General features: G+C 53.9%; 7 protein-coding genes and 1 pseudogene. 6 read left to right on the top strand and 2 right to left on the bottom strand.

The annotated features are described in order from the left end of the window. Positions 1-210 (bottom strand): annotated as a pseudogene (locus tag B0W55_RS30920) (hypothetical protein); the annotation flags it as partial. Then, the gene (locus B0W55_RS30915; protein WP_077049209.1) at positions 200-409 is read right to left on the bottom strand and encodes an immunity protein Tsi6 family protein; all 210 of its coding nucleotides are present in this window, start codon (positions 407-409) and stop codon (positions 200-202) included. The pseudogene B0W55_RS30920 and the gene B0W55_RS30915, both read right to left, overlap by 11 nt. Before the next feature lie 503 nt (positions 410-912). On the opposite strand from B0W55_RS30915, the gene B0W55_RS28325 reads away from it, so the two are divergent. From B0W55_RS28325 to B0W55_RS28305, 6 genes are all read left to right on the top strand, one after another. Further along, on the top strand, positions 913-1,947 hold the full coding sequence (locus tag B0W55_RS28325) for a hypothetical protein (RefSeq protein ID WP_077049208.1): 1,035 nt from the start codon (positions 913-915) through the stop codon (positions 1,945-1,947). Next, positions 1,937-2,662, top strand: a complete 726-nt coding sequence (locus tag B0W55_RS30590; RefSeq protein WP_139341000.1) for a hypothetical protein — start codon at positions 1,937-1,939, stop codon at positions 2,660-2,662. The genes B0W55_RS28325 and B0W55_RS30590 overlap by 11 nt, the downstream gene beginning before the upstream one ends. A 48-nt stretch (positions 2,663-2,710) precedes the next feature. Beyond that, positions 2,711-4,561, top strand: coding sequence for a type VI secretion system tip protein TssI/VgrG (gene tssI, locus B0W55_RS28320; protein WP_077049207.1), 1,851 nt, complete (start codon positions 2,711-2,713; stop codon positions 4,559-4,561). 11 nt (positions 4,562-4,572) lie between these two features. Further along, a complete protein-coding gene (locus B0W55_RS28315) occupies positions 4,573-5,157 on the top strand; it encodes a hypothetical protein (RefSeq protein ID WP_077049206.1) in 585 nt (194 codons plus the stop codon). A gap of 38 nt (positions 5,158-5,195) precedes the next feature. Beyond that, a complete protein-coding gene (locus B0W55_RS28310) occupies positions 5,196-5,663 on the top strand; it encodes a DcrB-related protein (protein WP_077049205.1) in 468 nt (155 codons plus the stop codon). 3 nt (positions 5,664-5,666) lie between these two features. Beyond that, positions 5,667-6,440: PAAR domain-containing protein (locus tag B0W55_RS28305; protein ID WP_175645584.1), on the top strand; the 774-nt coding region annotated here is incomplete at its 3' end.

Raw genomic sequence — 6,440 nt, 5'->3', positions numbered from 1 at the left:
GCAAAGCGACATCAGTCGAGATAATGCGTAGCCTGTATCCTGGGGCAGCGCAAGGCCGCACTCATCAAGTCTGTCAGCCCATTGCTGGTGATCGAATCTTCCCAGCACTTCTGCTATTCGGGCAAGATTGGAGAAGATTTTGCGGATGTCTATCATGGTGGCCAGTCCTGATCGATGGCATTTTTTTGCAGGGAATTTTTCAAAATCCACGACGCCTACTCCAGTTACCGGCGATCAGCGCCCCGTATTCAACGCGATGTGCGCGGAAGACTTCCGACGGCAATCCGTTAGGCAGTTGAATCTTCAGACCGTGTGCAATCTGATCGGCAATGTAGAAAGCAGTCCCGAGTATGCCAGCAAGTTCAGGATCGTCGGCTTCAAACTCTTTGCTGGCCCCAAACTGGGGCATGTCGAGCGACTGATTTCTCCCATGAACATCTGTTCACCAGAGGTGTTTGCGAGTCTTCGCTATCAAAAAAACACACCGGCGGTAATTACCGAGGGTGTGATGTCTGCTTGCCACTACTTGTGAGATGCGTCTTTCAGGCAGCTCTGAAAATCAGCCAATTCAACGGTTCCGGCAGATGGTGGATTCCTGAATAAGAAATACCGGCTTGACACTTGGTCTTGCATAGGTGTTTCCTTTCGCACGTGCCCAGATGACGGTATAAAATGTGACGCAGTTCTACTTTTGTTGAATTCTGTGGCACTTTTTCCGCAGGGTGGCTGTCGCAGCCACAAGGCATTTTCCGCGTTTGTGATTCACGAAGACAATCGCGACAGCGTTTTTTTCGGGACGGTTGGCGGGGCAATGCTCTTTGAGCGGCGAATCGCTAATGAAATGATCGGTTGTTGCATCGAGTTGGTTTTGCCGAAGATATTTTCGGGAATGCGGTATCAGGAGAAAGTAACATGGACGAAAGGTTTTTACCCTGCACAGTGGCGAACCCCCGTGGTACGCGTCAACAAGCCGGATTGATCGCTGGCGGCAATCTTTCATTTCCCAGCGAGATCGCCTCGCGGTCTTTCCCTGCACCACAGAATTTTGCCGGTTACTACGCGACGAGCGATTACAATGCGGCGATGTTTCTTGCCCATGAATTGGCTTCGCCCGAATCGGAGATGTCGCCGAGTGAGGCGCAAGAGTCCTTACAGTTACTGCGTTCTTTATTCAGAAACCTGAGTACGGCAGCGGATGTTTCTATTGAAGCGATGAAAGAACTGCAAAAAGCCGCACAATCAATACCGGAGGTAGGGAACTTGATGTTCTCTCCGGCAAACTTGCCTGGCACGTTGGTCAGTGCCGGTACCAGCATGGCGGCGTTTTCCAAGTCGAAGTCGGTTGCTGACTTGCTGGATCTCTCCGCGACCGACAAGAAAAAGGTGATCAAGTGGGCCAATAGTCGCGGCACAGCAAACTCGACCTCTGCTAAGAAAACCTTCAAAGGCAGAATAAAACTGATTCGGATTGCAGGGCAGTTGCATTTTGAAGTGCCGATTACGGCTCAGGCACAAAGTTATAAGGTGTTGGGACAGGTTGGAGGGCAAGTGGCTCATCTTCCCGCTTATGGTACCAAGGGAGCACTTAATCAACGGGCAATGCTTCACGCCGATGGTGCAACGGGTGGCCTAAAGTTTTTGACGGGTAATACGATGGGGGTGGCGTTAGCCATTGCGCCGCAGGCCTATCTGGATTATTCAAATTCAACGACGATGGAGGAGTTTTATAAAAAGTCCATATACAGTCAGCCTACTAATGTCGCGGCGTTTGCTGGTGGTGCAATAGTGAGTGTCTTTTTGGGGTCTTCGCTGGTTGCGGCTCCATTGGTAATTGTGTTGTTAGTTGGTTGGGGTGCTGGTCTAGCGATTCAATATTATATGGGTAAGTCCGGCAAAGATATAGAAGTTGGTAGGTCTATTGAGAAGTTTATTAATCATGCTTTTTGATCCCGTGATAGATACTGTTAAAACTGGGCCATGGGTTGTTTTTCTTATGGTTATGTTTTTTGGTTTGTTTGGTCCTCCAGGTGTACCATATTATTGGGTAATTTATTGTGTGGTAATTGTGATTTTCTTGTTTGTGACTCTTTTTTTGGTTGGGGCTTGTGAGCGATATGTTTTTTTTGTTGCGATGATTCTTTTTACTGGTATTGGGGTGATGGGCTTCTTGTTTTCGAGCGTGTTGTATTTGGTCGTTTCGGATATTTTCGGTGAGGGGAGTTTTAAGTCGATCGCTATTGGGCTATCACCCTTGGTTTTAATTTCTTTGTCAGTAGCGATTGCGACTTATGGGGGGCGCCCGCCTCACACCTTTGTGCTTGCAGGTAATAAAGTCTCCATTAAGGTCAAGAGGCGAGAGAAGTATAGTGCGGGTTTTCTGGCTGGGATTCTTGTTTTGGCAGGGGGAGGAACGATTAACTTATTAGGCTCATTGAATGGTGGAGCGCTTGGGGTTTTAGCCGGTACATCCGGTTGTATAGCACTAACATTTTATTATCGGCATATTATCCGTGACCTTCGCGTGCTGCGTATTCGGGAGCGTACAATGCCTTCTCCTTACACTTTCATGAGAATCGACGAAATACGCGAAGCCCGCACACGCTGGTGGCTGGGCCGGTTATTTAAATGGATGGGTTCTCTGCGCCAGTCGACAGGTTCCTGACTACCGTTAGTGCGGGGGTTACCCAAACATTGATTCCAGGAGTTACACATGACAATGGACCTTTCATCCCTGTTTACTGCGCAGAACCGGCGCCTGTTCAAACTGACCATGCCGCTCAAAAGTGGCCAGGAGCTCTTGCTTGAGTCTTTCGTCGGACACGAAGGCCTGTCCATGGAGTTCGGTTTCCAGTTGGATCTGTTGTCCGATGATGCCGGCGTAAAACTCAAAACCGCCCTGGGGCAGTCGGCCACCATCGAGATCGAACTGGCGACGGGTGCGAGTCGCTACATCAACGGGCATGTATTGCGCTTCGGCACTAATGGCAGTGACGGTGGCATGTGTCGTTATTCGGCGCTGATCGGGTCTTGGCTCAGTTTGCTTGAACAGCGCTTTGACTCGCAGATTTTCCAGGACCAAACGGTCGAACAAGTGATTACCAAAGTGTTCAGTCGCTATGAAGGGCTGGCCAAGTTCGAGTTTCGCATCAACCGTACCCTCAAGCCCCATAGCTACATTACCCAGTATCGGGAAAGTGATCGGCATTTCGTGATGCGTCTGCTGGAGCACGAAGGGCTGTTCTTTTACTTCGAGCACACTGCCGATAGTCACACGCTGATCATCATGGATGACTCCACCCAGTTGCCTGCACTGCCCGAGCAGCCGCAAGTGCGTTTTCATACGGCATCCATTACCGAAACAGCGGACTCGATCACCCATTGGAGTGCAGAGCGGGAGCTGCAGTCGAGCAAGATTGCGGTTCAGACCTTCGATTACCGTCAGCCACAAAACCGCCTTCCAGTCAGCATGAAAAGCCTCAACCAGCAGGGCGACGTACCGGCCTACGAGATTTACGATTTCATGGGCCAGTACACCCACGGAAACTACGACGACGGCGAAGTGTTGGTGCGAAATCGCATCGAGGCGCTGGAACTCAAGGGCAAGGCGTTTGCCGGTGCGAGCAACTGCCGAGCGATGCGCCCGGGTTTCACTTTCGAACTGACGCAGCATTACGAGCACGATAATGGCTCGGTCGAAGATCGACAGTTCTTGCTGATGAGCATCCGGCACCGGGGTAGCAATAATTACCTGTCCGGCGGGCAGGCGGGTTATGCGAACGACTTATACTGCGTACGCAGGAAAATCAAGTTTCGACCTCAACTCGATACGCTGACGCCAACGATATCCGGCCCACAAACCGCCATCGTCGTCGGCCCCCCCGGCGAGGAGATTTACACCGATGAACTCGGCCGGATAAAAGTACAGTTCCACTGGGACCGCTACGGCGAGTTCAACGACAAGAGCTCCTGCTGGGTCCGCGTCGCGCAGTCCGGTGCCAGCGGCGGTTTCGGCAGCATCCAGATTCCCCGGGTAGGCGATGAAGTCGTGGTGGTGTTCCTCGACGGCAACCCCGACCGCCCGCTGATCATGGGCAGCCTCTACAACAGCCAGAACACGCCGCCGTGGTCGCTGCCGGCGAACAAGACGCAAAGTGGGTTTTTGACGCGGTCGATGAAGGGCGATGGCGGTACGGCGAACTTTTTCCGCTTTGAAGACAAGGCGGGTGCCGAACAGATCATCGTGCATGCCGAGCGCAACATGGACACCGAGATCGAGGTCGACGAGGTCCACAGTGTCGGCAGCAATCGCACGATCACGGTCGGTGGCACGCACACCGAAACGATCAAGAAAGACACGGTGATGAATGTCCAGGAAGGTTCGTTGACGATTCAGGTCGACAACCAGTTCATTCAGGTCAACGCCAAGCAGCACATCATTCTTCAGGTGGGCGGCAGCAGCATCAAGCTGACGCCCGAAGGCATCGAAATAAAGGGTGACGCCATCGATATTCTTGGCAAGAACACCTATGTCCACGGTGACCGTGTCGATATCAACAAGTGAGAAACCAGACCATGGTCAGGACCAGTATTTACGACCGTATTTCCGAGAAACGGATCGCGGCCGAGGCTCTCGCGCGGCAGCAGTTGCAGGAGGCTGCCGAGGCTTTGCCCGCTGTCATCGAGCCTGAGCCGGTAGCGGTGGTACCGCTTCAATTGGCGCGCAATGAATTGAAGGTTGCGGGGCTCAATCTGGTCATGCCGCAAGGCCTCACCTTCCGCGACATCGATACAACGCTGGAAAAGCACGGTCATCCCGTTACGTTCAGTGCCAAGCGTCGTCCTGCACCTGAAGGGCTGACGCTCCAACGTTCGGTGGAGTTGTATGTGGAGAGCCTGCGAAAAAACCACCCCGATGTCACCATCGTGCGGCAGAGCGATTGCCTGCTGGCAGGCAGCCCGGCGATTACCCTGGATTATATATTCACCGCGGGACAGGAGCGTCGCCACGGCAGAGCGACCAGCGCAGTCATACAACCTGGCAATGGTCACGAGCGCCAATGGTTGAGCCTGTCGACGATGATCAATCCCGCTCATGCAGAGCTTGCCGATTGGCTGATCGAGTTCGAGGCAATGCTCGAAAGCATCACCGCTGACTAAGCATTTCCCTTTTCACCTATTCACGGAACACACGCCCAATGGACTATCAGCTTCAGGAAGGATCCATCACTTTGCCGGAAGGTTTTCAGGACCGCACGGTGAACATGTTTGTGCTCGGCAACAGCATTCCTGCGCCGCTGAACATCACGCTTTCGCGCGACAACATGCTGCCGGCAGAGGATCTGAAGGCTTACATCGAGCGCCAGGTAAAACTCATTGCCGCCAAACTGCGCGGCTATACCTTGCTCAGCAAGAAGCCGGCAGCGCTGTCCGGGGAGCAACCGTTCTCCGGCATCCAGGTGGATGCCTACTACATGAACGATGGGCGACCGGTTTACCAACGGCAGGCCGCGTTCGAAATTGAAACCGGTCGCATCCTGGTGTTTTCCACGACCAGCCAGGCTGATTTCAGCACCACGCAAAACCAGAATTGGTTGCAGCTGCTGGCAAGTTTCAAACCGCGACAGGCCGATACGGTGTCCACCGACAGCGCCGAACAGGAGTAACCCATGTTCGAAGCTGCGCGTTGGGGCGATGAAATTGAACACACCAGTGCGCTCGGCGGTTTTCTCGCCGGCGCCGTGATCGGGCTTGCGATTGCGACGGCTGCCGCATTCATGATCTGCACGGCGGGGCTCGGCGGAATTCTGCTGGGGATTGCCGTAGGGCTGGCTGCCAGTTTCGTCCCCATGATTGGCGAAAGCCTAGGGTCCGCAATGAGTTCACCCGCGGGGGGGATCAAGCTCGAGGGCTGCTCGACGGATGTCTTCATCAACAGCCGTAACGCCGCCCACGCAAAGTTGAGCATGGGTATTTGCGATAAACACCCTGCGCCGGTCATGGTTGCCGAAGGCTCTTCCAACGTGTTCATCAACAATGTGGCGGCTTCGCGCAAGGGCGACAAACTGACCTGTGGCGCGAAGATCTCCAGCGGCTCGAACAACGTGTTCATTGGCGGCGGGACTCAGCGCTATCTGGATGTCGACGAAGAAATTCCCGGCTGGCTGCGGGTCACTGTTGACGTGCTGATGATTGTCGCCTCGATGGGCCGCGCCGTAGGTCCGATCTTCAAATTGGGCATGACGCAAGGTCTGAAGGCTGCCGGACCTTGCGCATTGAAATTTGGAGCGACCGTGGCGGCCAGCTACCTGGCGGGTCGTTTTGTCATAGGTCCGGCCGTGGAACGCGCAATCGGTGGTTTGAGCGGTAATCCCGTCGACCTCACCAGCGGGCGCAAGCTGTTGCTCGAGGCGGGAGAAACCGACTTTGCGCTGCCGGGCCTG

Origin of the sequence: Pseudomonas sp. KK4, from assembly GCF_001984065.1 — a bacterium.
Taxonomy (GTDB): Bacteria; Pseudomonadota; Gammaproteobacteria; order Pseudomonadales; family Pseudomonadaceae; genus Aquipseudomonas.
Note: the sequence above shows the minus strand (reverse complement) of the source record. Positions and strands in the feature narration are given on the sequence as shown.